This window comes from Bacillus sp. 05T31 (assembly GCF_056396725.1).
The window spans coordinates 1-1,070 of the sequence record NZ_JBFTMA010001028.1 but is presented as its reverse complement, the minus strand read 5'-3'; the positions used below and the strand labels follow the sequence as shown (position 1 = coordinate 1,070).

Sequence of the window (1,070 nt, the reverse complement as noted above, 5' to 3'; positions counted from 1 at the left end):
ATAATAACGAGCGCCGGAATACCGAAGACAAATTTACTTTTATGTGTCTTATGATGAAACATATACATACCAATCCAAGCTCCAATCGCCCCTCCAGCTGCAGCTGATAAAAACAACGTACTTTCTGGCGTTCTCCACTGTTTTTTCTTTGCTTTTCGCTTATCAAGCCCCATCATACTAAATGCTATAACGTTAATAATAATAAAGTATATCCATTTCATCTTATTCTCTCCCTTAAAAAATTCGCTTTATTGTAACACGAAAAAACCACGCAGGCGAGTAGCCTGCATGGTTTTATAATTCAGTCTCTTGATTTTCTTGTTCTTTCTGTTCTTCCATTTGTTGTTCAGCGATTTCCGCTGAAATCATTCCATAATAAATTTCTGGATATAATCCAAATATTTGATATACACTWCCTAAAAAYGGCATCGGAATCCCTCATTTCTAAAGTTGTATTGTCATTCTTAAGGATTCCCTTTTCACTCATTATACATTCGTTTTTGGCACTTCTTCTTCATCGGGAACATGTAATATATTTTGCCATTTTTTATAAGGCGCACTATTTGGATCCACATACCCTTTCGCATACGAACGATCCCACAATTGTTTCATAAACATCTCTTTCTCTTTCTTTGCAACCATATCTGCACCTGTTCCGTAATAGTTTTGGAAATACAGCTCAATTTCATCAAGGAATAACCTTAACAAATCGTCAGATGTTTCTTCTAACGTCGGGTCATATTTTGCCTCACGGTCATACATTAAAATCATATCTAAAATATTATGGACATGCTCTTTACGAAGCCATCTAATATCTTGAGCACCTAATACAAATGCATGTGTATATAAATGTCCACCTTGTATCATTGCCTTTTCTTGTTCTTCTTCAAATCGTGACAAGATGTTTTCATAAATAAACGGATTATGAAGCAATGCTCTGTGCAACTTATAACTTTCACTTGAAATATTTTTCCCCATCGACTGGATTAAAAAGCTACGGCCGACACCGTTATATTGATACACGAACTGTCCATCAACAGCAACTAAGCTAATCCAGCGATACATATACG

2 protein-coding genes and 1 pseudogene are annotated in these 1,070 nt (G+C 35.8%); all 3 read right to left on the bottom strand.

What is annotated here, in order from left to right; translation table 11 throughout:
• Positions 1–221, bottom strand: a 221-nt coding sequence (locus AC1DJR_RS31010) for a DUF1294 domain-containing protein (RefSeq protein ID WP_477004365.1), incomplete at its 3' end; no start/stop codon positions are given.
• Positions 222–294: 73 nt separating this feature from the next.
• A complete protein-coding gene (locus AC1DJR_RS31005) occupies positions 295–429 on the bottom strand; it encodes a hypothetical protein (RefSeq protein ID WP_002014348.1) in 135 nt (44 codons plus the stop codon).
• Between the two features lie 57 nt (positions 430–486).
• Positions 487–1,070: pseudogene (locus AC1DJR_RS31000) on the bottom strand (hypothetical protein); the annotation flags it as partial.